The sequence below is a fragment of the Paenibacillus sp. OK003 genome (assembly GCF_900109515.1).
Classification (GTDB): domain Bacteria; phylum Bacillota; class Bacilli; order Paenibacillales; family Paenibacillaceae; genus Paenibacillus; species Paenibacillus marchantiae.
The window spans coordinates 99176-123531 of record NZ_FOBD01000001.1; the positions used below are offsets into that span (position 1 = coordinate 99176).

Below are 24356 nucleotides of genomic sequence, written 5' to 3' on the forward strand. Positions count from 1 at the left end.
AACCTATGGCGGATGCACTCGTAATCGTAGAGTCGCCCTCAAAGGCGAAGACGATCGGCAAATATTTAGGCAGCAAGTTCATCGTAAAAGCTTCGATGGGACATGTACGCGATTTGCCAAAGAGTCAGATCGGCGTTGAGGTAGAGAACGATTTTAATCCGAAATATATTACGATCCGCGGCAAAGGTTCAATTTTGAAAGAACTGAAGGATGCACGAAAGAAAGTGAAAAAAGTGTATCTCGCAGCTGACCCGGATCGCGAAGGTGAGGCTATTGCTTGGCATTTGGCCCATGCACTTGAACTGGACGAAACTGCGGATTGCCGAGTCGTATTTAATGAAATTACAAAACAGGCTGTCAAAGATGCGTTCAAAACGCCGCGCAAGATTAATATGGATCTGGTTAACGCACAGCAGGCCAGACGTATTCTGGATCGGCTTGTAGGATATAAAATTAGTCCGTTATTATGGAAGAAAGTCAAAAAAGGATTGTCCGCTGGCCGCGTACAGTCCGTGGCCGTCAAAATCATTTTGGATCGTGAAAATGAAATTAATGATTTTGAACCGGAAGAGTACTGGAGCATTACTGCCAAACTGACAGCGGACGGAAATCCGTTTGAAGCCAAGTTCCATCAGTTGAACGGTACCAAAACCGAACTTGGTAGTGAGGCAGAAGTACAGGCCATTTTAAAACAGATCGAGGGCGCTTCTTTTACAGTCAAAGAAGTTAAAGAGAAGGAACGCAGCCGTAACCCTTCTGCTCCGTTTACAACGAGTTCCTTGCAGCAGGAAGCGGCACGTAAATTGAATTTCAGAGCCTCCAAAACGATGTCTGTCGCCCAACAGCTGTATGAAGGCGTAGACCTCGGAAAAGAAGGCACAGTCGGTCTCATTACGTATATGCGTACCGACTCTACCCGAATTGCAGCATCGGCTCAGGAAGAAGCCAAGGAATACATTATTGGCAAGTACGGTGAGCCGTTTGCACCAGAGACGCCTAGAAACTATTCCAAAAAAGCAGCTAATGCTCAAGACGCGCATGAAGCGATTCGTCCAACGTCAATTTTGCGTGATCCGGATTCCATTAAATCGTTTATGAGTCGTGATCAATTCCGGTTGTACAAACTGGTTTGGGAACGTTTTATAGCAAGCCAGATGTCATCTGCCGTTCTGGATACACTCTCCGTGGACATTGCTGCAGGAGATACAATTTTCCGGGCAGCGGGTTCAAAGGTTCGTTTCCAAGGATTCATGAAGGTATATGTAGAAGGTAATGATGACGGTACAACAGAAGAAGATCGTCTGCTGCCTCCGCTGAAAAATGGAGATGTGCTGGAGAATCGGGAAATCGAGCCGAAACAGCACTTTACACAGCCGCCGCCACGTTATACGGAAGCAAGGTTAGTTAAAACGCTTGAGGAACTGGGCATAGGGCGTCCGAGTACATATGCGCCAACACTGGAGACCATTCAGAAGCGCGGATATGTTGCCATTGAAGAGAAGAAATTCATGCCAACGGAATTGGGCGAACTGGTCATCGAACAGATGGAGGAGTTTTTCCCAGAAATCCTGAATGTGGAGTTCACGGCCAACATGGAAGGTGATCTTGACCATGTGGAGGAAGGGTCCGAGGATTGGGTCAAAGTACTCGCAGAATTCTACGAATCTTTTGAAAAACGGCTGGAGTTTGCAGAAGAAGAAATGAAAGAAATCGAGATTGAAGATGAAGTATCGGATGAAATATGTGAGAAGTGCGGCAAACCGCTCGTTTATAAGCTGGGCCGTTTCGGCAAGTTTCTCGCATGTTCCGGATTTCCTGATTGCCGGAATACCAAACCGATCATCAAGGATATTGGTGTAACCTGTCCGAAGTGTAAGGAAGGGCATGTTGTTGAGCGCCGCAGTAAAAAGGGACGGATTTTCTATGGTTGCGACAAGTATCCTGAATGTGATTTTGTATCATGGGATAGACCGTCAGCGAAACCATGTCCAAGTTGTGGATCACTAATGATTGAGAAACGGAACAAACAGGGAACACGATTACAGTGTACTTCATGTGATCATCAAGAACCGGTAGAGGAACCGGAAGAAGATTGAGCGGAATAGCATAATGGGGGTAAATGATTTTGACGAATGAACAACAAGTAACCGTTATTGGTGCCGGGCTGGCAGGAACAGAAGCAGCCTGGCAGATCGCAAGTCGCGGTGTGCGCGTAAAACTATACGAGATGAGACCGGTTGTGAAAACGCCGGCTCACCATACAGATAAATTTGCAGAACTGGTGTGCAGCAACTCGCTTCGTGCCAATGGATTGACTAACGCAGTCGGTGTATTGAAGGAAGAAATGAGAATGCTTAATTCTCTGGTCTTGGGTGCAGCAGACCGCCATGCTGTTCCAGCAGGTGGAGCACTTGCTGTGGACCGGGACGGATTCTCAGGCGAGATCACATCTACGCTTCATCAGCATCCACTCATCGAAGTAGTTAATGAAGAGCTGACTTCTTTGCCGGAAGACGGAATCGTTGTTGTTGCAACGGGGCCTTTGACTTCACCAGCATTGTCAGAGCAAATCAAGGCTCTTATGGGTGAAGAATACTTCTACTTCTATGATGCGGCTGCGCCAATTATCGAAAAAGATTCCATTGATATGAATAAAGTTTATCTGGCTTCACGTTATGATAAAGGCGAAGCAGCGTACTTGAACTGTCCGATGACAGAAGAGGAATTCGATGTATTCTATGAAGCGTTAATCACAGCGGAAGTTGCTCAACTTAAAGAGTTTGAGAAAGAAATTTACTTCGAAGGCTGTATGCCAATTGAAGTCATGATGAAACGTGGTAAACAAACAGCTTTGTTTGGTCCGATGAAACCTGTAGGACTCGTCAATCCACATACTGGAGAACTGCCTCATGCTGTTGTTCAGCTTAGACAGGACAATGCAGCAGGAACGCTGTACAATCTGGTCGGATTCCAGACGCATCTGAAGTGGGGAGAACAAAAGCGTGTCTTTTCTTTGATCCCTGGACTTGAAAATGCGGAATTCGTCCGTTATGGCGTTATGCACCGTAATACATTTATCAATTCTCCCAAACTGCTTCGTCCAACGTATCAGTTCAAAGAGCGTCCAAACCTGTTCTTTGCAGGTCAAATGACGGGAGTAGAAGGTTATGTAGAATCTGCAGCATCCGGTTTGATCGCGGGTATGAATGCAGCTAAAGCAGCGCTTGGACAGGAACTGGTGGTATTGCCGGTGGAGACAACGCTGGGCAGTATGGCACAGTATATTACAACTGCTGATTTCAAACATTTCCAGCCAATGAACGCAAACTTCGGATTGTTGCCGAAGCTGGAAACTAAAATACGCAACAAAAAGGAAAAGAATGAAGCACTTGCACAGCGAGCACTGGATGGCATTGCCCGTTTTGCAGCAGCAGAAGGTCTAATCGTTCCGGAACGCGTGTAAATTAATCGTGGGAGGAGGCTGATATCATGGATATGTCATTTCATGCTACAACGATCTGTGCAGTACGTCATAATGGCAAAGCAGCCATTGCTGGTGATGGTCAGGTGACCATGGGGCAAAGTGTTGTGATGAAAAATACAGCCAAGAAGGTAAGACGTTTATATCGTGGGCAGGTTGTGGCCGGTTTTGCGGGTTCCGTAGCGGATGCCATTACCTTGTTTGAGAAATTCGAAGGCAAGCTGGAGGAGCACCATGGTAATCTGCAGCGGGCAGCGGTAGAGCTTGCCAAGGATTGGCGCCAGGATCGGATTTTGCGCAAACTGGAGGCACTCCTTATTGTTATGGATAAAACGGGTATGCTGCTGATTTCTGGTGGGGGCGAAATAATCGAGCCGGATGATGACGTTATCGCTATTGGCTCCGGAGGAAACTTCGCCTTATCTGCTGCGCGTGCATTAAAACGTCATGCGGTGGATCTGGAAGCGAAAGACATTGCTCGTGAATCACTCCAGATTGCTTCAGAGTTATGCGTATATACCAACAATAATATTATTGTTGAAGAGTTGTAAGGTAGGAAAGCAATCTCCCGTGATGGGGCATGATGATTAAATCGGCTCCAGTTACTTCGTGGAGATTCTTTGTCCTTGTAGGTAAATGTATAACGTTCTATCTCATAAACAAGGTTCGCATACTGGTAGGAGGGAAGCTATATGGATACTCAAGCGTTAACGCCAAGACAAATCGTTGCAGAGCTTGATAAGTACATTGTAGGTCAAAAACAGGCTAAAAAATCGGTAGCGGTCGCCCTTCGCAATCGTTATCGCCGTAGCCTTTTGCCCGAAAATACCCAAGATGATATTGTCCCTAAAAATATTCTGATGATTGGACCTACTGGTGTTGGTAAAACAGAAATTGCACGCCGACTCGCTAAGTTGGTAGGAGCTCCATTCGTAAAGGTAGAGGCTACGAAGTTCACAGAAGTGGGTTACGTCGGCCGTGACGTGGAATCTATGATTCGTGATCTGATTGAAACATCGCTGCGGATGGTCAAGCTGGAACGTACAGAAAAGGTCAAGGACAAAGCGGAAGAGGCTGCCAATGAGCGGATTGTACATATTTTGGCCCCTTCACAATCCAAATCCAAAAATCAGCGGAATCCATTCGAAATGATTTTTGGCAATAATGGAAACAACACACCAGAAGCCGATGAGCAAGAACCGGATACGGGAGTAGCTGAACGGCGACGCAAAATTAAATTCGATTTGTTATCTGGCAAGCTGGAAGATGACGTGATCGAGATTGATGTGGAAGATACCACGCCTAATATGATGGACATGTTCGCGGGTCAAGGAAATGATCAGATGGGGATGAACATGCAGGAGATGTTTGGCAGTTTATTGCCTCGTCGTACCAAAAAACGTAAACTGGCGATTAAGGAAGCTCGCAAAGTATTGATTCAGGAAGAAGCGGGCAAGTTGATTGATATGGATGATGTTACTCAGGAGTCCATTCGCCGGGCGGAACAGACAGGTATCATATTCATTGACGAAATTGATAAAGTGGCCAGCCAAGGACGCGGTAGCGGCCCCGATGTATCCCGTGAAGGTGTTCAGCGTGATATTTTGCCTATCGTGGAAGGATCTACGGTAATGACGAAGTATGGCCCTGTCAAAACGGATTACATCCTGTTTATGGCAGCTGGTGCATTTCACGTAGCCAAACCCTCAGATCTCATTCCAGAGCTCCAGGGGCGTTTCCCGATCCGTGTAGAACTGAACAGCCTGACGCTTGATGAATTTGTATCGATCCTTACAGAACCTAAAAATGCGTTAACCAAGCAGTATGTGGATTTGCTGCGTACGGAGAATATTGAGATTGAATTCTCGGATGATGCCATTCGTGAGATTGCCAAGCTGGCTGAGACCGTGAATCAGAATACCGAAAATATCGGTGCACGGCGTCTGCATACTATTCTGGAGAAACTTCTTGAGGATCTGTCTTTTGAAGCGCCAGAACTTACGCTGGAGCGTATGGTAATTACTCCGGAATATGTACGTGAGAAATTGAATGACATTGCACTTGATCGTGATTTAAGTCAATATATCTTGTAACACAGGGTAGAGCTCTGTTCATGGTGTGATTGTAGGTTGAAAGACGGTATACAATGGATGAATAAAGATCAAACAACTACACGGAAATAGGATATTTGGTCCTGGTTCTGACTGTAGAAGACTTTATTCAATCCAGATGTATGCCGTTTATTTTTGTTTTAGCCTAATAAAATGCAGTATTATAACCGATAAAAGAGTTTGAGTTGTATACGATGAAAGATAATCTAGGACTTGTGCCGCAGAGATCATATATATAAGATTGTCGGCATGTTGGAAGTTAATATTTTATAACTCTAAAAATTCCAATAAAAGGTTTTATTTTTTCCAAGTCTGGATATCGGTTTAATCAACAGCAAGAGGAAAGCTTGCACAAATACGCAAAATATGAATTTAATCGCATTGCAGATGTGACAAAAATTTATCGGTTCATCAAAATCTGCATACGAGGGATAAATGTTAAAAAAGTGTTGGGGAAATTCAGTGAAATCAAATAATCCAGTCTGGATATTTTGTCAATTATCTATTTCATTGAAGAGCGAAGATTGTATTGGAATTAATAACAAAGCTTATTATATCGGTAAATATTTCTATCAGGAAATTTCTTGAAGCATCTCAATGTATTGCAGGTTTGTATTATTATGATGTACTCAAATGTATAGAAGCATAGTGTAAATTTTAAGAATGTTTAAGAGCTCATATCGAGCACTTAAGCTTATTTTTGTTTTGGGACCCGACATTTACGAAAAAATTCATAATTTGCAGAAAATACACAAAAAGCTCTCTCTTTCAGAAAAGATAGGGCTTTTTTCTTATTGTAATATATCCCAATCTCGAAGAAACTTATGTTATACGACAACATCAGAGTTAATTCTACTTAAGTCCTAGAAAACCGTGTAAAAGCGAATGTTTTTTGTCGAAAAAACATAAGCATCCTGACGGAAAAAGATTGAATCTATTTCCATAATTTCTAAAGAGAGGAGGGCGATTATGAATCTTTTGAATGATATTAGTTTTCAAAGGTTACAAGGTGCACTAGATGCCTCCAACACTAGACAACGAACAATTGCTGACAACATTGCGAATGCGGATACCCCATATTTCAAGCGTTCGGACGTTGCTTTTGAAGAATTGCTGCAGGAACAAATGAATGGAGATATGCCTGTTCTTAAAGGGAAAGTAACGGATTCAAGGCATTTTGTCATAGGTCCTTCCTCTTCCATACCTACACCAGTAGTTAATATGGACCAGTCAACTTCTATGAATAACAACGAGAACAACGTCGATGTAGACAAAGAAATGAGTCTTCTGGCGGAGAATCAGCTCCGTTACAACGCTTATATTCAGCAAGTGAATGAACAGATCAAAATGATGCGTGTTGGAGTCGAAGGGAGATAACTTAAGTGAACATCAGTAACAGTTTCAGTATCAGTGCATCGGCTCTAACGGCTCAGCGTTTGCGGATGGACGTTATATCTTCCAACATTGCCAACGCGGAGACGACGCGCGCGAGTGTAACCAACGGCGAGGCGGTTCCTTACAAGCGCAAGATGGTTGTGCTTGAACCCAACAAAACTTCATTCAACAGTTTGCTTCAAGATCAGATGAAAAGCAGTGGGTCTGGAGAGGGAGTTCGAGTATCAGAGATTCGTGAAGATCAATCGCCTCTGAAACCGGTCTATGACCCTTCACATCCGGATGCTAACGCTGAAGGATATGTGTACATGCCTAACGTGGATATCGCGAAAGAAATGGTGGACATGATCTCAGCTTCACGTTCATATGAAGCAAACGTCACAGCTTTGAACTCAACCAAAGCAATGATATCCAAGGCATTGGAGATTGGAAGAGCCTAGTTAACGGCTTAAAGGTGGAAATATCCATAAAACCAATTAACAGAAATGAAAGGGAGGGACATTAATGATTCAGAACAACATGTTTAGCACACAGGGGATTCAACCGCTTCAGATGCAAAGTACGGCACAAAGTAAACCATCTACACCAGCCGAAACGATTCAGAGCTTCGGTACATACCTACAGGATGCGCTAGGGTCTGTAGCTGCACAGGAGACCCAAGCACATGAAATGTCAAACCAATTCCTGGTTGGAAAAGTGAACGTTGATCAGGTGATGATCGCTTCTGAACAGGCCCTTTTGAGTCTTCAACTTACGACTCAAGTCCGAAACAAAGTAGTCGAAGCATATCAGGAGATTATGCGCACGCAATTGTAAATTGACTTACATGCGCTTCGACAACAGCGCTGATTACTACAACAAGCAGCTGCGATGCTGCTCCTGACCGTTAAACTTTAGAACCTATAGAGATTGCGGAGGGACAGACCAAGCAAAGTTTCGGATGGGGTGACAGAGTGAATGAGAGAATTGCCCAGTACAGGGATAAGGCATCCCAGTATTGGAATAGTTTTAGCAAAAAGCAAAAGGTATTATTTATTTCCACCTTCCTGTTTTTAATTTTGGCTGCAGTTGTACTAACCATGCAATTGTCAAAGACGGAATATGAAGTTGCTTTCACGGATTTGAATGCAAGTGACTCGGCAGGTGTCATTAATTATCTTGATTCATCGAGTATTCCATACAAATTAAGTGCAGACGGCAAGACCATATCTGTACCGAGCACGGACGTTGCTATTGCAAAAGTTAATATCGGATCACAAGGGATTATTCAGAATGGTTCATTAGGATATAAGTCTTTCGAGGAGTCATCATCTCCAATCGGGATGACGGATAAAGAGTTCGATGTGAAGTATAACAACGCATTGAACGGAGAAGTGGAACAGTTGCTTCAACGGATGCAAGGCATACAGGATGCTAAAGTACTGGTCAATATGCCGAAAGATAATATCTTTGCTGGCCTGGAAGAACAGGATAAAGCATCAGCATCAGTGGCTCTCCAGTTTAAACCGGGTTATCACCCCAATCAGGCTGCGGTAGATGGATATTTTAATTTGGTTAAAACAGCCATTCCCAATCTACCTATTGAAAACATAACGATTACGAACACGGATGAAGCGGAACTGATTCCGACGGCCCGAGGTGGTAGCGGGGGATTATCTTCTGAAGTCCAAGAAAACATGGCGTTACAGAAGAAATTCGAAAATGATGTTCGCAATAATGTGAAACAATTTCTTTCCCAGATTGTGGGCGACGAGAACGTCAATGTTCTGGTTGCTTCCAAGCTTAATTTTGACAAGGAAACGCGGAAAGAAAATCTGGTCACACCGGTCGATGTAGATAATATGAAAGGCATCGAGATCAGTGTACAAGAGATTCAAAAGAGCTACACTGGGGCAAGCAATCCGACAGGTGGTGTTGCTGGCACAGGTCAAGAGGAAGTTCCGGGTTATCCATCATCGGATACATCAGGCAACTCAACCTCGGAAGAAACATCGAGCACCAAAAACTACGATGTCAACCGAATTGTTAAAGATATCGTTTCCAGTCCATATACTGTAAAGGATTTAACCATTAATGTCGCGGTTGAACCACCGGCAGGACAAACAGAATTACAAGCACCGGTTCAGGATGCAATTGAAAATATTTTGGTTAACATTGTTCGTGCATCATTGGCGGACTCAGGCACTGTAATAAGTGACGCAGATTTGGCCAAAAAAGTTTCGGTAATGTCTCAAGGTTTCCAGACTGCTGCGGCAACCAATACAGGCTTCCAGCTTTCCACCGGAATGATGTGGGGCATAGGAGCTCTGGTGGCAGCATTGATTGCAACGGTTGTTATTTTGTTAGTGCGCCGTCGTCGCAAACAAAACGAAATAGAAGAAGAGGACATTCCTCTTCCGGTAGCAACAGAGTTTCCGTCCATTACGTTGGACAGTGTAACGAACGAAAGTCAAGTGCGCAAACAATTGGAGAGTTTGGCCAAGAAAAAGCCAGACGAATTCGTCAATCTGCTGCGTACGTGGCTGGCTGACGAATAGAGGTGAACGCATTGGCGAAGGCAAGCAGTCAAGGTCTGACTGGAAGACAAAAAGCAGCAATTTTGTTGATTACATTAGGTCCGGAAGTATCCGCGCAAATCTTTAAACATTTGCGGGATGAGGAGATTGAACAACTAACGTTGGAAATTGCCAATGTTCGTAAAGTGGACGCTTCCGAAAAAGATATGATTATGTCTGAGTTTCACCAGATCTGTCTGGCACAGGAATATATTTCTCAAGGCGGTATTACGTACGCGAGAGAAATTCTGGAGAAAGCACTTGGATCGCAAAAAGCACTTGAAGTTATTAACCGTTTAACGGCTACGCTGCAAGTTAGACCCTTTGACTTTGCGCGTAAGGCGGATCCGAATCAAATATTGAACTTTATTCAAAATGAAAGCCCGCAAACAATTGCTCTGGTATTATCGTATCTGCAATTTGAGCAGGCAGCAGCAATCCTGTCCTCGTTACCACAAGAGAAGCAAGCCGATGTAGCACGCAGAGTTGCTGTTATGGACAGTACGTCTCCGGAAGTCATTTCTCAAGTGGAGCGGGTGCTCGAACAGAAATTATCATCTACTGTTACACAGGATTATACAAATGCCGGTGGTATCGAATCCATCGTTCAGATCTTGAACGGCGTCGACCGTGGTACGGAACGTACTATTCTCGACTCACTGGAAATTCAAGATCCGGAACTTGCAGAAGAAATCAAAAAACGCATGTTTGTATTCGAAGATATCGTCAATGTGGATGATCGTTCGATCCAGCGTATTATCCGTGACATCGACAACGCAGATTTGCAGTTGGCACTGAAAGTGTCAAGCGAAGAGGTACGGGATGCTATATTCCGGAATATGTCGAAACGGATGTCCGAGACATTCAAGGAAGAAATGGAATTTATGGGACCCGTTCGGTTGCGTGATGTTGAGGAAGCTCAGACCCGTATCGTAGGAACGATCCGTAGATTGGAAGAAGCTGGTGAGATCATTATCGCTCGCGGTGGAGGAGATGATATCATTGTCTAATTTGATTAAATCTTTCCAGTATGTACCGGTCGATGACCGCAAAAGACTCGAAAATCATCATCATTATGGTGGACCGGAGTCTGATGCGGAGTTAGATGGTGAACGTGCTGAAGGTTCTGAAGCTGAGATGCTTCAGGCACGCGTGGACGAAGAAACACAACGTCTTACCGCGGAGATGCTGGAGGATGCCAAGGAGTTTGCAGAAAAGCAGGTACGTGATGCTTCAGAGGAAGCGGAGCGATTGCTTCAAGAAGCCCGTGAACAGATTGATAGCTGGTGGCAGGAGCAGCGTCAGCAGGATGAACATCTGACTGAAGCGCTTCGTTCACAAGGTTTTCAGCAGGGTTTTGAAGAAGGCAAAGTACAGGCTGAACTGGATCTCCAGGTGAAGATCGAAGAGATGATGAAGGAAGCCCGTGGGGTGCTTGCAGAAGCTTACGTTGCCAAAGATCAGATTATTCAGGAAGCAGAGCCTTTTCTTGTGGATCTCGCTTGTGGTATCGCTGAGAAAGTGATTGACAAGCAACTCTCGGTTGAACCCGAACACACGCTTGAACTGATTCGTCAGAGTTTGTCCCGCAAACGTGAACAGGGGATGATCACCTTATGTGTTGCACCTGATCAATTTAATTTTGTGCAGGCCGCACGTGAAGAGTTGGCTATGGCGATTGACTCTCAGGCAGAATTGCAGATTTTGCCTGATGCTACGGTAAAGGACAAGGGATGTGTTATACGATCATCGTTTGGGAGCGTAGATGCCAGAATTGATACCCAGCTCGCTGAAATTAAAAAAGAACTGATCCGCATAGCACTTGAGGATGAGGGGCGAAAAAATCAACATGAAGATTCTTAGCTCACAGCGGTACATCGAACATCTTAAAAAATTTGATCCTGTTCGCATTAATGGTAAGGTCACTCAGGTTATTGGTCTTATGGTTGAGTCTGAAGGTCCGGATGCTAGCATTGGTGATGTATGTTACATCTACCCCGGAAAATCAGCCAAGCCTCTTCAGGCAGAGGTTGTCGGGTTTCGGGATAACAAAGTATTGCTCATGCCACTTGGTGAACTTCAATCCATTGGACCTGGATGTGATGTGGTCGGAACGGGGAAACCGCTTGGGGTTCAGGTTGGATCAGAATTGCTCGGTAAGGTGTTAGATGGATTGGGACAACCTTTGGATGGTTCCTTGTTGCCCTCCAGAATGCCGATGTACTCCACATCCAATACGCCAGTGAATCCGATGGATCGTCCACGGGTACTCGAAACGATGAGTGTAGGTGTGAGAGCCATTGACGGTCTGTTGACGGTTGGCAAAGGACAGAGGGTCGGTATTTTTGCCGGATCGGGTGTTGGTAAAAGTACGTTGATGGGTATGATCGCCCGCAATACAGCAGCAGATGTCAATGTCATTGCTTTGGTGGGGGAGCGGGGCCGTGAGGTGCGTGACTTTATTGAACGAGATTTGGGTCCGGAAGGACTGGAACGATCTGTCGTTATTGTCGCTACCTCTGATCAACCTGCTCTGATTCGAATCAAAGGCGCGGTCATCGCAACTACGATTGCGGAGTATTTCAGAGATAGAGGCATGAATGTCATGTTGATGATGGACTCCGTTACTCGTTATGCCATGGCACAGAGGGAAGTGGGACTTGCCGTGGGAGAGCCTCCTGCAATGAGGGGATATACTCCTTCTGTTTTTGCCAGTTTACCCAAGCTGCTTGAGCGAGCAGGGACTGGACCCACAGGTTCGATTACTGCTTTTTACACCGTCCTTGTCGACGGGGATGATATGAACGAACCGATTGCAGATGCAGTGAGAGGTATATTGGATGGTCATATTGTACTGAATCGGTCCATCGCGAACAAAGGTCATTTCCCTGCCATTGATGTGCTTGCAAGCATTAGCCGGGTTATGAAGGATATTGCTCCTGAAGAGCAGCTGGAAGCCGTTAATAATATGAAGAGACTCATGGCTGTGTACAAGGAATCTGAGGATTTAATCAACATTGGGGCCTATCAAAGAGGTTCAAATGCTGCTATTGATGAATCGATAGACCAGATTGATAGCATCTGGAATTTTACAAGGCAGAAAGTTGATGAAAAAGTAACGCTGAGTGAAGTACAGGAACGTTTGATTCTTGAATTTGCAAGGAGATGAATGGGTAAACGATGAAATTTCGATATCATTTCCAGAAGGTTGTTGACCTGAAAAGCAATGAAAAAACGCAAGCGGAGTGGATGTTATCCACAGCGATCGGGAAACTTCAGACGGAGGAAGAGCATCTTTTACAACTATTGAATGATAAAAAGGAACTGATTGATGTCATTCAATCCGCTACGGAGAGTACGGCTTCCGTATCCAGCTTGCAGGAGATGCAGCGGTATGTCCATCACCTTGACGAGTGTATTTCACGCAAAAGTAGTGATGTCAGACATGCTGAGGTCAATGTGCAACGGAATCAGACGTTTCTGAACGGCAAAATGATGGACGAAAAAGTATGGCTTGGGGCGAGAGACAAGGCCAAAATCAAATTTCAGCAGGAGATGCTCCTCCGGGAACAGAACGATCTGGACGAGATGGCTACTGTACGCTTCGCTGCCAAAGCCGGACGCGCGAATTGATGTGGCCGGACGCGAAGTTGTCTCGTGAAGGAGGAAAGAACAATGGCTGTTAAAGACACAGATATGGAAAAAGAGTCGAGCGGCGGTTGGGAAAAGTTTCTGATGATTTCAATCCCAATTGTGTTCACTGTGGTTTTGTTGGGTGTTTTGCTCACTCTATTTAATGTAGATATTCGTAACAACCTGCTTGAAGTAGCTAACAAAATCCCTATCGTGAAGGACTGGGTACCTGATCCTGTGCTAGATCCGGAGAAAAAGAAACTGGAGAAGAGCGAGCAGCAGGTCGAGAGTGCAGAGGCTACAATAGATAAGCTGAAGGCACAAGTAAGTGAGAAAGAAACAGAGCTCAAAGCCGCGAAGGATGCCACGGCAACAGAAGCGAAGAAAGCAAGCGATCTGCAAAAGAAATTGGATGATGCGGAAAAAGCTGCTGAAACCGCTGTGCAGAATCCAGAGACCGAGTCTGATTATCAGAAACAAATTAAAGATTTGGCGAAGATGTATGCGGACATGAGTCCCAGTAAGGCTGCGCCGATTTTGCAAAATATGACGAATGAAGAGATGGTGTTACTTCTGAGTGCGATGCAATCGGCTGCAAGAACTAAGGTACTGGAAAAGATGGACCCAAAAACAGCGGCTGATGTCACGATGATGATGAAGGATGCGAAACCATCTGGTGATCTGGCCTTGGATGCGCTGCAATCCCGCTTAAAGAAAGAAACAGCAACGACATCTACGGCGTCTACAACTAACTCCAAAAATTTGGATAAAAATCAGCTTAGTCAAACGTTTGCCTCCATGTCGGCCTCTAGTGGAGCCAAGCTGTTGCTCGAAACTTACAAGCTGAGTCCAGACAAAACCTTGACCATTTTAAATTCTGTAGATGATGCTACACGGTCTCAATTGCTTGAAAATATGTCGACTGAAAATTCGGTTGAAACTGCAAAAATATTAAATAAATTAATGGGTAACAAGTAAGATCAGTAGCTCTGTTTAGTACGGAGAGGAGGTGAAAATAAATGTCGATTGTATATCAAATGACATCCACATCATCCGCGAAGACAACAGGAGCAGCTCAGACAGCTGGAACTGGATCCAAAGGTGCAACTGCTGGAAGCGGTGATTTTCTGCAAACTCTTGCCCAATCATTGAATGGTGGTGCAACGGCGGAGAACAGCTCGGCTGAAGCAGGAAGCTTAACTGCGAATCCGCTTATGTTTACCTTTGCAGCTAGTGAAGACGGAGAACAAACATCGATTACCGATATTTTGAGTTCGTTATTCGCAGATTTGGATTCGCTAGATGAAGCTTTGGAAAATGATCCGTCACTGCTCGGGGATGTACAAAGTCTGATTCAGCAGATGTACGCTCAATTAGATGCTAATCCTGCAATGCAAGCCGAAGGTTCTGACGAGCCTACAATTGAAACGGGAAATGCAGCATCGGCAATTGATCTGGCAGAACATCCAGCAGTAGTGCGCTTTGTATTACAGGATGTGCTTACACAGTTAATTGCGGGTATGAATGAGCCGGACAGTACTGTTGTCAAGAACGCTCCAGAATTCAAGCACCTGCTTCAATCGCTTCAAAGTCAGCTGCAAGATGCTGGCGTTGACACCAGTCTTAACAAAGGGTGGACTGAACTTAAATCCATTCTGGATACATTAGTGGTGACTAAGGACCAGGCTGTGCAAGTGGCTCCAACGAATCCCGTTCAAACATCCAAGCAAGACTCAGTGGTACCACAAGTTCTTGTTGCAGCTGCTTCAAATACTGGAACTAAAGTTTCAGTTGAAACGAATTCAACACCTACTGTAAATGAAGTCGGAGAAGTGGACCATTCAAGTATCATTACGGCAGGAGAGTTGTCTTTACGTTCAACAGGAACATCAGCAGGTAAACCGGCTGAACCTGTCATGCAAGCATCCCAGTTTGCAAAAGAGATGACACAGTTTGTTGTGAATAAGCTGGATATTGTGCAACAAAAGGGATTTTCGGAAGCGACTATTTCACTACGTCCGGAGCATCTGGGTAAGTTGGATGTGCAGATTACTTTGCAAAACGGACAATTGGTTGCACGGTTTATGACCGAGCATACGATGGCGAAAGACATGCTGGAACAGCAAATGGTTCAACTGCGTAGCTCGCTACAAGCACAAGGTATTCAAGTGGAACGACTTGAGGTGACTCAGAACAGCTCACTTGGTTCACAAATGTACCAGGATGGTGGACGCCAGCCAGGAAGCAATTCTCAGCAGCAACGTCGCTCACGGGAACGTGAAGAACAGTCAGATGATGCTGTAACTACAGCAACGCTCCAGGAAGAATTGCGCAACTGGCGCAGTGAGCATGAGGAAGGCAACGACCTGCGAAGAGACACGTTTACAGCAGAGGCTTAAACAGAAATGAGGTGAAAATATGGCTAATGAAGCGATTTCTACCAATAATACATGGCCTAACTATTCGGCAGCGAATAAAGCCACAACAAGCGCTGCAACAAAAGAGCTGGGCAAGGATCAGTTTCTTAAAATATTGATCACTCAGCTACAAAATCAGGATCCGATGCAGCCAATGGAAGATAAGGAATTTATCGCTCAGATGGCTCAGTTCAGTTCGGTAGAACAACTGGTGAATATCTCGTCTCAGCTCAAGACTTTGAATCAGTCTCTTGGGACAGTGTCTGGCATGATTGGCCGCGAGATCAGCTGGCTTTCTTCTAATAAAGAGGATAACGGAACACTCCGTCAAGGTATTGTGGATTCTATTATCGTACGAGATGGTGTTCAGTACGCAAAAGTGGGCAAAGACGAAATTAAGCTGGATGAAATTATTCAGGTAACCAATCCAACACAGGCTGAGGAAAATGAAAATCCGGTTCAGAACGCTGCAGATTCAGCTGCAACGAACGAAAGTAAGGAACCAGAAGCATCAGCGCAGCCTGAAGACAATGGAAACACGTTATGAGTGACCGCATAACCGTAGGCCAACTGTACACAGGTCCAATTACACCCAATTTGCATAATCGCTCCAAAGTGGGAGAAGCGTCCAATGGACCTGAACGCCCTTTTGCACAGGTATTGGAAGACAATCTCCTGAAATTGAGTAATCATGCTGCCAAAAGGTTGGAACAGCGCGGTATTGAACTCAAGACTGAGCAGATGCAGCAGATTGGAACTGCTCTGGATAAGGCTGCTGCCAAAGGAGCCAAGGAATCCTTGATTTTGATGAATGATATGGCTTTTATCGTTAATGTCAAAAATCGCACTGTCGTTACAGCCATGGATAGTGAAAGCATGAAGGATAATGTATTCACCCAGATTGACAGTGCTGTAATCATTTCTTGACCGGCTGGCCCTTCTCGGGAGCCGGAACGCCGCTGACCGACTGACGCGGTAACCAAATTTAGGCTGGGAGGATTTTTAAAAAATGTTGAAATCAATGTACTCAGGCGTTTCCGGGATGCGGGGTTTTCAAACGAAACTTGATGTTATCGGTAATAATATTGCGAACGTCAATACGGTTGGTTTTAAAGGTAGCCGTGTCATGTTCAAAGATATTATGAGCCAAACAACGGCGGGGGTAACAGCGCCTGGAGATGATAACGGTGGTGTAAATGCAAAGCAGATTGGTTTGGGTGTATCGGTAGGATCAATTGATACGCTGCATCTTGCAGGCAGCCCAATGACAACTAATAATCCAACCGACCTGCGTCTCAATGGTGATGGTTTCTTCCTGGTGACCCTTGGCGGGGAACAAGAAGTTCCTTTTTTAACCCGTGCAGGAGATTTCCATGTGGATGCTAACCGTAACCTCGTGACATCCGATGGTCTGTTCGTTGTGGATAGTGGTGGAGAACCTATCACTTTGGATGAAGCAGTAGTTTCTTTCACTATTGGTCAAGACGGAATTATCAACCAGACGATGGATGATGGAACAACTGAAGCTGGAGCACAACTGGGCATAGGGAAAGTAACCAATCCAGAAGGTCTGGAAAAAATCGGTGGTAACTTGTATCGTATTACTGCAAATGCCAATGCTGACGGGGAATTTGAAATTGTCACTGCCAATAGTACTGAATTTGGTACAGGCTCCGTTATTGCAGGGCAACTTGAAATGTCCAACGTAGATCTAACAGGTGAATTTACAGAGATGATCGTGGCTCAGCGTGGATTCCAGGCGAACTCACGGATTATTACAACGTCCGATGAAGTGCTTCAGGAAGTTGTTAACCTGAAACGTTAATAACTGATTAGTAATTTTTAATGCGTGGGGGAGCTTGCTCCTCCACGCTGATTGAGGGGGCTTAGCATGATTTCGGTTACGCGGTTAAATGGTTCTCCCATGTGGTTAAATGCGCTGATGGTTGAAATTGTGGAAGAGACACCAGACACGTATATTACTCTGGTAACCGGAAAGAGACTTATTGTGCTTGAGAAGGCCGATGAGGTTATTTCCAAAATTAAAGATTACAACCGTGAAATCGGGGTTCAGGCAGCCACGATTAAAGTGCAGCAAACGGAGGAGTCCTGATGAAAAAGATGTTGCCATGGCTTGCAACAAGCTTGCTAGCTATAACACTCATTGTGGTGGTTGTGTTTGTATTTATGACAGGACAGAACGGGAATAAGGTTGATACACATACGGCAGCCGCTGCAGAGAAGAAGATGACTGCGGATGAGATTGTTGAAGTTTCCTCAGAGCTTGGAGAAATTAAAACCAATTTGGCTGATATAGACCATGTTGTAGTTGTAAGTTTTTCTTTCAAATTGTCCGACAAAAAGGCTAAAGAAGATTTTGAGAAAATCAAGGAAATTACGGTGAAGCCTATTATCATCCAGACTTTTGCGGATACCAAGTCGGATGAACTGGCTACAGCGAAAGGTCGCATTCAATTTAATAAAAAATTGACTGAGCTTATTAATGAAGCTTTACCGGAAGGTAAGCTGACTAGCACTAGTTTTTCTTCTTTTTTGACAGCACCAATATAATGAACAGGACACGCTGTAAATCTGTAAGGGGGTGAGAACATGGTGGATGTATTATCACAAAATGAGATTGACGCCCTATTAGCTGCCCTTTCCTCTGGTGAGATGGATGCCGAGGAATTGAAAAAGGAAGAAACTCAAAAGAAAATTAGATCGTACGATTTTAAGCGGGCGGTTCGTTTTTCCAAAGATCATATTCGAAGCTTGACCCGTATTCACGAAAACTTTGCACGCTTTCTCACCACTTATTTTTCAGCCCAACTGCGGACGTTCGTTCAGATCAATGTCGTTCAGGTTGAACAGTTGCCTTATGACGAGTTTATCCGTTCTATTCCGAAGATGACGATATTGAACATATTTGAGGCGGAGCCATTACAGGGACGGATGGTGATGGAGGTTCATCCCAACGTGGGTTATGCAATGCTGGATCGTCTGCTTGGCGGAACAGGAAATGCACCGACAAAGATTGCATCGATGACGGAAATTGAGACGACGATAATGGAGCGGATTTTCAGCCGTGCGTTTGAGAGTTTGCAGGAAGCCTGGAAGACGGTGTTGGATATTTCTCCAAGGATGGAAGCGCTGGAAACCAATCCGCAATTTATGCAGATTGTATCCCCCAATGAGACCATTGCTTTGATTTCACTGAGTACCAAAATCGGTGACACCACAGGCATGATCAATTTGTGTATCCCGCATGTCGTTCTTGAACCTATTATGTCCCGGTTGTCGACTCATCAGTGGTTTGTTTCGGAGAAAAAGACGAGAGCTCCGGAAGAATATGATGCTCTCAAAGAGCGTGTGAATAAAGCCAAATTGCCCGTCGTTGCGGAGTTGGGAGAATCCAGGATTTCGATTGCTGAATTTTTGGGTCTGTCGGTTGGCGATGTCATTACGTTGAACAAACCCGTTGATGAGGGACTGTCCATTAAAGTTGGAGATAGGCTGAAGTATATGGGTAGCCCGGGAACCATCAAGGATCGTGTGGCTGTGCAAATAGACAAGATTGTCACCGAAGGAGTTGAAGAATTTGACGAGTAAGGATTATTTATCCCAAGAAGAAATCGATGCTTTGCTCAGACAATCGGAATCGATGAACAGTTCGGAACCGGCTGAGAAAACAGTTGATGATTTTTTGACCGAGCTGGAACAGGATGCCTTGGGGGAGATTGGTAACATTACATTTGGTAGTGCGGCGACAGCTTTGTCCACGCTATTGGGCCTAAAAGTAGATATTACAACACCTAAGGTGTCCATCATCAGCCGAACACAGTTTGATGAAGCCTTTCCTAAGCCTCACGTTGCAGTCCATGTGAATTATGTCGATGGATTTGAAGGAATCAACTCACTAGTCATCAAAAAACGGGATGCTCAAGTCATAGCCGATCTGATGCTTGGCGGTGAAGGAAATCCGGTGGATGAAGAACTGAATGAAATCCATATCAGTGCAGTACAGGAAGCGATGAATCAGATGATGGGTTCTTCTGCTACATCCATGTCCACAATCTTTAACCGTTTCGTGAATATTTCTCCTCCGGGAATTGATATTCTCAATATGGAAAGTGGCGAGGGAGTCAGCAATCTTCCAGATGATGAGACGTTGATTCAAGTATCATTCCGTCTGTTGATTGGGGATCTGATTGATTCCAATCTCATGCAGCTGCTTCCCGTGCATTTTGCGAAAGAAATGGTAGAGATGTTGATAGGCGGAGCCCAAGAGTCTACTGCTAGTGCGCCAGTTGCGTCTACACCAGAGCCAGCACCGGCAGCAGTACCGGTTGCCCCTGAGCAACCTCCGGTTCAGCAACAGATACCGCCACAGGCGCAGCAGCAGCCTGTTCAAGATTATAATGGCTATGGACAGGCTCCGATGGGAATGCCGCAAGGCATGCCGCCACAGCAGCCTTACGCCATGCCTCCGCAGCAACCATATGGTGTACCGCAGCATTACGGCGGTGTGCCGAATAGGAATGTAAACGTACAACCGGTTCAATTCGCCAATTTGCAAAATGGGGCGTTCGGCCAGGTAGACGAAAACAATTTGAATTTATTGATGGACATTCCCCTTAAAGTCACCGTAGAATTAGGAAGGACCCAGAAGCAAATTAAGGATATTTTAGAACTGTCACAAGGTTCAATTGTCGAGCTGGACAAACTGGCCGGTGAACCTGTCGATATTTTGGTGAATAACAAGTTGATTGCCAAAGGTGAGGTTGTCGTAATCGACGAAAACTTTGGTGTGCGTGTTATAGATATCGTAAGCCAATGGGACCGAATTCAGAAATTACAATAAGCACAATTTAGGGAGGACTTGAATCAAGATGGCAAACCGAATTTTAGTCGTGGACGACGCTGCATTTATGAGAATGATGATCCGGGACATTTTGTCCAAAAACGGATACGAGGTCGTTGGCGAAGCACAGGATGGATCACAAGCAATTGAGAAGTTTAAGGAGCTTCGTCCTGATCTGATCACAATGGATATCACTATGCCTGAGATGGATGGTATAGCAGCTTTGAAAGAAATCAAAAAAATTGATGCCAATGCAAAAGTAATTATGTGCTCTGCGATGGGTCAACAAGCGATGGTTATTGATGCAATCCAGGCCGGAGCTAAAGATTTCATCGTGAAGCCGTTCCAATCTGATCGGGTTATCGAAGCAATCAGCAAAACGCTGGGCGTTTAAGAGACATGATGATGGCTCAGGATAAGATTCCAGATGATGTGGGCACGGGAGTCAATTATTATTTTCAGCTTGTATGGGTGATTGTTGTCCTGGCCGTCATTCTGGTTCTTATAGTCTATCTGATTCGTTTTCTAAACAAACGGAATCAGCGATGGTTCCGGAACGGCACAATTCGTATTTTGGGTGGGGTCGGACTGGGACCAAACAAGTCGCTGCAAATTATAGAAATTGGCGGTAGCGTTTATCTACTCGGTGTGGGTGATGACATTCAGCTGGTGGATAAGGTTTCGGATCTTGAAGAGGCACAACGAATCATTGATTCATTTGAACGGGATGCTTCAGCACAACAGGGAAGCCTTTCGCCTCTTATTGCAAAGCTTGCAGCCCGCCTGCGCAAAGATGAACCGCCGCGAGAAATGGAACTCGAGGATACAACCTCTTTTCACGAACTGTTTGAATCTAAACTTCGGCAGATGCCTAACCGTAAAGAGAAGATGGAGAAGGTCCTGGAAGAAGACAATACTACAGATCGGTCGAGGGATTCATGAAGAAAAAGATTTGGTTAGCGTGTTTTTTCATAGGACTCATCAGTCTGGCCTCCGTCACTGCTGCCTTTGCCGAACCGATTCCGAATATTGATATTCAAATTGGAAACGGGGATGGGAGCACACCAAGCACGAGTTCACTATCCATTATCCTGTTGATCACGGTACTTAGTATCGCACCAGCTTTGCTGGTACTGATGACCAGTTTTACACGGATTGTTATCGTTCTTGGTTTTGTGCGGACATCCTTGGGTACGCAGCAAATGCCACCCAATCAGGTGCTGGTCGGTTTAGCACTTTTTCTGACACTTTTCATCATGTCACCGACGTTGTCGTCCATCAATCAGGTAGCGCTTCAGCCCTATCTCAAGGGAGACATCACACAAACCGAAGCGTTGGAAAAGGCTGCGGATCCCATCAAGAAGTTTATGTTCTCCCACACTAGGGAGAAAGACCTATTGCTGTTTATGAAGTACAATCAAACCGAAAAGCCCAGCACATACCAGGATATTCCGATTACTGTGATGGTACCGGCATACGCAATCAGTGAGTTGAAGACAGCATTCCAGATGGGATTCATGATCTTTATTCCCTTCTTGGTTATAGACATTGTAGTTGCGAGTACGCTCATGGCTATGGGGATGATGATGCTTCCACCTGTTATGATCTCATTACCTTTTAAAATACTGTTATTTGTACTTGTCGATGGCTGGTATCTGATCGTGAAGTCACTTTTGCTGAGTTTTAACACTTGAGCGGGCATATCAAAGGAGGACGGTCATGACTTCGGAGTTTATTATCGGTCTGGCCGGGAAAGCGGTCTATACATCATTGCTGGCCAGCGCACCTATGCTTATTCTAGCTCTGGTTGTAGGACTCATTATCAGTGTGTTTCAGGCAACCACTCAAATTCAGGAGCAAACCCTGGCCTTTGTGCCTAAAATCATTGCTGTACTTCTGGCAGTACTTTTGTTTGGTCCTTGGATATTGAATATACTGGTCGATTTCACGTATAACATTCTCGATAATTTATACAGATACATAGGGTAGGCTGTTGCAGATGGAGACATTGTTGCAAAGTTTTCCTGTCGCTCTGCTTATGTTTTGTCGAATAGCATCATTTTTTGTAACTGCACCGGTCTTCTCGGCTCGAAATGTGCCGAATTCTCTTAAAATTGGTTTATCGGCATTTGTAACCTTTACAGTGTATATGGTATACGGCATAGACCAGGTTGTACCTACAGATCTGAGTTATATCCTGCTGGTTATCCGAGAGATACTGATTGGCTTGCTCTTAGGCTTTGTTGCTTATCTGTTAATGACGGCTGTACAGACAGCAGGAACCTTTATCGATCTTCAGATCGGTTTTGGTATGGCCAACGTATATGATCCAATGACAGGAGCATCTGCTCCGCTTACAGGTAACTTCAAATACGCTTTTGCGGTATTGCTCTTTCTGACAATGAACGGACATCATTATCTGCTCGATGCCATTGTTTACAGTTATCGTTGGATTCCGTTGTCGAATGTATTCTTTCTACGATTGGCAGATGGAAGTATTGCTGAATTTTTGGTGCGTACATTAGGTCAATCATTTATGCTGGCTTTTCAGATGTCTGCGCCGATTGTAGTTGCTCTGTTTTTGACAGATGTAGGACTGGGATTCTTGGCCAAGACGGCTCCTCAATTTAATGTTTTTGCCGTCGGAATGCCGCTTAAGGTACTCGTTGGGCTTGCTATTTTGCTTTTGCTGGTTCCTAGTTTTGCCTTTGTGTTTAGTCAATTGTTCGAAGTAATGTTCACAGCCATGGAAAACTTGCTTGGGACTATTGGACAAAGGCCAGGCTGAGTGAAACGGAGGACAAGATTCGAATGAAATATCAACTCGACCTCCAGATGTTCGCAGGGGAAAAAACAGAGAAGGCTACCCCGAAAAAGAGGCAGGATACGCGAAAAAAAGGACAGGTTGTCAAAAGTATGGAGCTGTCCGGCGCATCCATTCTCCTATTCACCTTTTTGATCATGATGATGTTCAGTAACTTTTACAAAGAACGTATGGTTCGACTGTTTACAGACATCTTCATTAATCGGCTGAGTATGGAGGTCACCGGGGAGAACGTCGTAGCCTTAATGATGCGTTATGGCATCGAGGTGATGCTATTGCTTGCTCCTGTGTTGCTCGGTGCGGTACTTGTTGCATTAATCGTCAATTACATGCAGGTAGGTTTCCTGCTTGTAGGAGAGGGTTTAAAGCCGAAACTGGAAAAGTTGGATCCGATTAAAGGATTCAAAAACATTTTTTCTCTTCGTTCTTTGGTGGAGTTTGCTAAATCCATTATGAAAATGTCGATTATCGGCTTTCTGGTTTACAGTACCATCACAGGGTATCAGTCAGATATTGCTTCACTGTCTCATTTTTCATTGGATGCGATTCTGCATTTTGCTGCTTCAATCACCTTAAACTTGGGAATCAAGATTGCAGTAGCCCTGTTAGTACTTGCTGTACTCGACTATATGTACCAGAAGTATGATTACGAGAAAAACATTCGGATGTCCAAGCAAGACATCAAGGACGAATACAAAAAAATGGAGGGTGACCCACTGATCAAGGGGAAAATCAGGGAGCGTCAGCGTCGTATGGCTGTTCAGCGTATGATGCAGGAAGTTCCCAAAGCGGACGTAATTATCACCAACCCGACTCACTTTGCCGTTGCGCTTAAGTATGAGGGATCGGAGATGGAAGCGCCCCAGATTATAGCCAAAGGTCAGGATTACGTCGCCTTGCGCATTAAGGAAATTGCCAAAGAGCACGGTGTCATTACAATGGAAAACAAGCCGCTGGCACGGGCATTGTTCCAGAGAGCCGAGATTGGTGACGCCATACCGGCTGATTTGTTTCAAGCGGTAGCCGAAGTGCTGGCTTATGTATATAAATTAAAGGGCAGATCGAAATAAAAGGGATCG

27 protein-coding genes are annotated in these 24356 nt (G+C 44.8%); all 27 read left to right on the forward strand.

Translation table 11 applies throughout. The features are described from left to right. Nucleotides 1-5 precede the first annotated feature (5 nt). The gene (gene topA, locus BMW94_RS00425; RefSeq protein WP_064639074.1) at nucleotides 6-2096 is read left to right on the forward strand and encodes a type I DNA topoisomerase; all 2091 of its coding nucleotides are present in this window, start codon (nucleotides 6-8) and stop codon (nucleotides 2094-2096) included. A 29-nt stretch (nucleotides 2097-2125) separates the two neighbouring features. Then, nucleotides 2126-3463, forward strand: a complete 1338-nt coding sequence (gene trmFO / locus BMW94_RS00430) for an FADH(2)-oxidizing methylenetetrahydrofolate--tRNA-(uracil(54)-C(5))-methyltransferase TrmFO (protein ID WP_090993476.1) — start codon at nucleotides 2126-2128, stop codon at nucleotides 3461-3463. A 26-nt stretch (nucleotides 3464-3489) separates the two neighbouring features. After that, nucleotides 3490-4032: an ATP-dependent protease subunit HslV gene (hslV, locus tag BMW94_RS00435; RefSeq protein ID WP_024630205.1), complete on the forward strand. Its 543-nt coding sequence runs from the start codon at nucleotides 3490-3492 to the stop codon at nucleotides 4030-4032. Nucleotides 4033-4173: 141 nt separating this feature from the next. Beyond that, nucleotides 4174-5574, forward strand: coding sequence for an ATP-dependent protease ATPase subunit HslU (gene hslU / locus BMW94_RS00440; RefSeq protein ID WP_090993478.1), 1401 nt, complete (start codon nucleotides 4174-4176; stop codon nucleotides 5572-5574). Nucleotides 5575-6561: 987 nt separating this feature from the next. Further along, nucleotides 6562-6969, forward strand: coding sequence for a flagellar basal body rod protein FlgB (gene flgB, locus BMW94_RS00445; protein WP_090993480.1), 408 nt, complete (start codon nucleotides 6562-6564; stop codon nucleotides 6967-6969). A 5-nt stretch (nucleotides 6970-6974) separates the two neighbouring features. Then, nucleotides 6975-7427 (forward strand): flagellar basal body rod protein FlgC, encoded by a 453-nt coding sequence (gene flgC / locus BMW94_RS00450; RefSeq protein ID WP_090993482.1) that lies wholly within the window; start codon nucleotides 6975-6977, stop codon nucleotides 7425-7427. A 64-nt stretch (nucleotides 7428-7491) separates the two neighbouring features. Continuing rightward, nucleotides 7492-7803 carry a flagellar hook-basal body complex protein FliE gene (gene fliE, locus BMW94_RS00455; RefSeq protein ID WP_024630209.1) on the forward strand — a complete coding sequence of 104 codons (312 nt, stop codon included), beginning with the start codon at nucleotides 7492-7494 and terminating at the stop codon, nucleotides 7801-7803. Nucleotides 7804-7940: 137 nt separating this feature from the next. Further along, the gene (gene fliF, locus BMW94_RS00460) at nucleotides 7941-9524 is read left to right on the forward strand and encodes a flagellar basal-body MS-ring/collar protein FliF (protein WP_090993484.1); all 1584 of its coding nucleotides are present in this window, start codon (nucleotides 7941-7943) and stop codon (nucleotides 9522-9524) included. Nucleotides 9525-9535: 11 nt separating this feature from the next. Then, nucleotides 9536-10552 carry a flagellar motor switch protein FliG gene (fliG, locus tag BMW94_RS00465; RefSeq protein WP_090993486.1) on the forward strand — a complete coding sequence of 339 codons (1017 nt, stop codon included), beginning with the start codon at nucleotides 9536-9538 and terminating at the stop codon, nucleotides 10550-10552. Next, entirely contained in the window at nucleotides 10545-11405 is an 861-nt protein-coding gene (locus BMW94_RS00470; protein WP_090993488.1) for a FliH/SctL family protein, read from the forward strand. Before fliG ends, BMW94_RS00470 begins: the two co-directional genes overlap by 8 nt. After that, a complete protein-coding gene (fliI, locus tag BMW94_RS00475) occupies nucleotides 11392-12711 on the forward strand; it encodes a flagellar protein export ATPase FliI (protein WP_090993489.1) in 1320 nt (439 codons plus the stop codon). Before BMW94_RS00470 ends, fliI begins: the two co-directional genes overlap by 14 nt. Before the next feature lie 11 nt (nucleotides 12712-12722). Beyond that, nucleotides 12723-13175: a flagellar export protein FliJ gene (gene fliJ / locus BMW94_RS00480; protein ID WP_072732398.1), complete on the forward strand. Its 453-nt coding sequence runs from the start codon at nucleotides 12723-12725 to the stop codon at nucleotides 13173-13175. Nucleotides 13176-13217: 42 nt separating this feature from the next. Next, nucleotides 13218-14153 (forward strand): MotE family protein, encoded by a 936-nt coding sequence (locus tag BMW94_RS00485; RefSeq protein WP_090993491.1) that lies wholly within the window; start codon nucleotides 13218-13220, stop codon nucleotides 14151-14153. 41 nt (nucleotides 14154-14194) lie between these two features. Continuing rightward, nucleotides 14195-15574: a flagellar hook-length control protein FliK gene (locus tag BMW94_RS00490; protein ID WP_090993493.1), complete on the forward strand. Its 1380-nt coding sequence runs from the start codon at nucleotides 14195-14197 to the stop codon at nucleotides 15572-15574. Between the two features lie 19 nt (nucleotides 15575-15593). Further along, nucleotides 15594-16139, forward strand: a complete 546-nt coding sequence (locus tag BMW94_RS00495) for a flagellar hook capping FlgD N-terminal domain-containing protein (protein ID WP_090993495.1) — start codon at nucleotides 15594-15596, stop codon at nucleotides 16137-16139. Next, nucleotides 16136-16519 (forward strand): TIGR02530 family flagellar biosynthesis protein, encoded by a 384-nt coding sequence (locus tag BMW94_RS00500; protein ID WP_090993497.1) that lies wholly within the window; start codon nucleotides 16136-16138, stop codon nucleotides 16517-16519. The genes BMW94_RS00495 and BMW94_RS00500 overlap by 4 nt, the downstream gene beginning before the upstream one ends. An 82-nt stretch (nucleotides 16520-16601) precedes the next feature. After that, the gene (flgG, locus tag BMW94_RS00505) at nucleotides 16602-17417 is read left to right on the forward strand and encodes a flagellar basal body rod protein FlgG (RefSeq protein ID WP_072732401.1); all 816 of its coding nucleotides are present in this window, start codon (nucleotides 16602-16604) and stop codon (nucleotides 17415-17417) included. 66 nt (nucleotides 17418-17483) lie between these two features. Then, the gene (locus BMW94_RS00510; protein WP_024630220.1) at nucleotides 17484-17705 is read left to right on the forward strand and encodes a flagellar FlbD family protein; all 222 of its coding nucleotides are present in this window, start codon (nucleotides 17484-17486) and stop codon (nucleotides 17703-17705) included. Then, nucleotides 17705-18163: a flagellar basal body-associated FliL family protein gene (locus tag BMW94_RS00515; protein ID WP_090993499.1), complete on the forward strand. Its 459-nt coding sequence runs from the start codon at nucleotides 17705-17707 to the stop codon at nucleotides 18161-18163. The genes BMW94_RS00510 and BMW94_RS00515 overlap by 1 nt, the downstream gene beginning before the upstream one ends. 39 nt (nucleotides 18164-18202) lie before the next feature. Beyond that, nucleotides 18203-19201, forward strand: coding sequence for a flagellar motor switch protein FliM (gene fliM, locus BMW94_RS00520; protein ID WP_024630222.1), 999 nt, complete (start codon nucleotides 18203-18205; stop codon nucleotides 19199-19201). Further along, nucleotides 19191-20453, forward strand: coding sequence for a flagellar motor switch phosphatase FliY (gene fliY, locus BMW94_RS00525; RefSeq protein ID WP_090993501.1), 1263 nt, complete (start codon nucleotides 19191-19193; stop codon nucleotides 20451-20453). Before fliM ends, fliY begins: the two co-directional genes overlap by 11 nt. Before the next feature lie 28 nt (nucleotides 20454-20481). Beyond that, nucleotides 20482-20847 carry a response regulator gene (locus BMW94_RS00530; RefSeq protein ID WP_017689175.1) on the forward strand — a complete coding sequence of 122 codons (366 nt, stop codon included), beginning with the start codon at nucleotides 20482-20484 and terminating at the stop codon, nucleotides 20845-20847. A gap of 11 nt (nucleotides 20848-20858) precedes the next feature. Then, on the forward strand, nucleotides 20859-21395 hold the full coding sequence (locus BMW94_RS00535) for a flagellar biosynthetic protein FliO (RefSeq protein WP_063566401.1): 537 nt from the start codon (nucleotides 20859-20861) through the stop codon (nucleotides 21393-21395). After that, entirely contained in the window at nucleotides 21392-22147 is a 756-nt protein-coding gene (fliP, locus tag BMW94_RS00540) for a flagellar type III secretion system pore protein FliP (protein WP_090993503.1), read from the forward strand. The genes BMW94_RS00535 and fliP overlap by 4 nt, the downstream gene beginning before the upstream one ends. Before the next feature lie 25 nt (nucleotides 22148-22172). Beyond that, nucleotides 22173-22442: a flagellar biosynthesis protein FliQ gene (gene fliQ / locus BMW94_RS00545; RefSeq protein ID WP_024630226.1), complete on the forward strand. Its 270-nt coding sequence runs from the start codon at nucleotides 22173-22175 to the stop codon at nucleotides 22440-22442. A 10-nt stretch (nucleotides 22443-22452) separates the two neighbouring features. Further along, the gene (fliR, locus tag BMW94_RS00550) at nucleotides 22453-23241 is read left to right on the forward strand and encodes a flagellar biosynthetic protein FliR (RefSeq protein ID WP_079694683.1); all 789 of its coding nucleotides are present in this window, start codon (nucleotides 22453-22455) and stop codon (nucleotides 23239-23241) included. A gap of 23 nt (nucleotides 23242-23264) precedes the next feature. Beyond that, nucleotides 23265-24347: a flagellar biosynthesis protein FlhB gene (gene flhB / locus BMW94_RS00555; protein WP_175480538.1), complete on the forward strand. Its 1083-nt coding sequence runs from the start codon at nucleotides 23265-23267 to the stop codon at nucleotides 24345-24347. Nucleotides 24348-24356 lie beyond the last annotated feature (9 nt).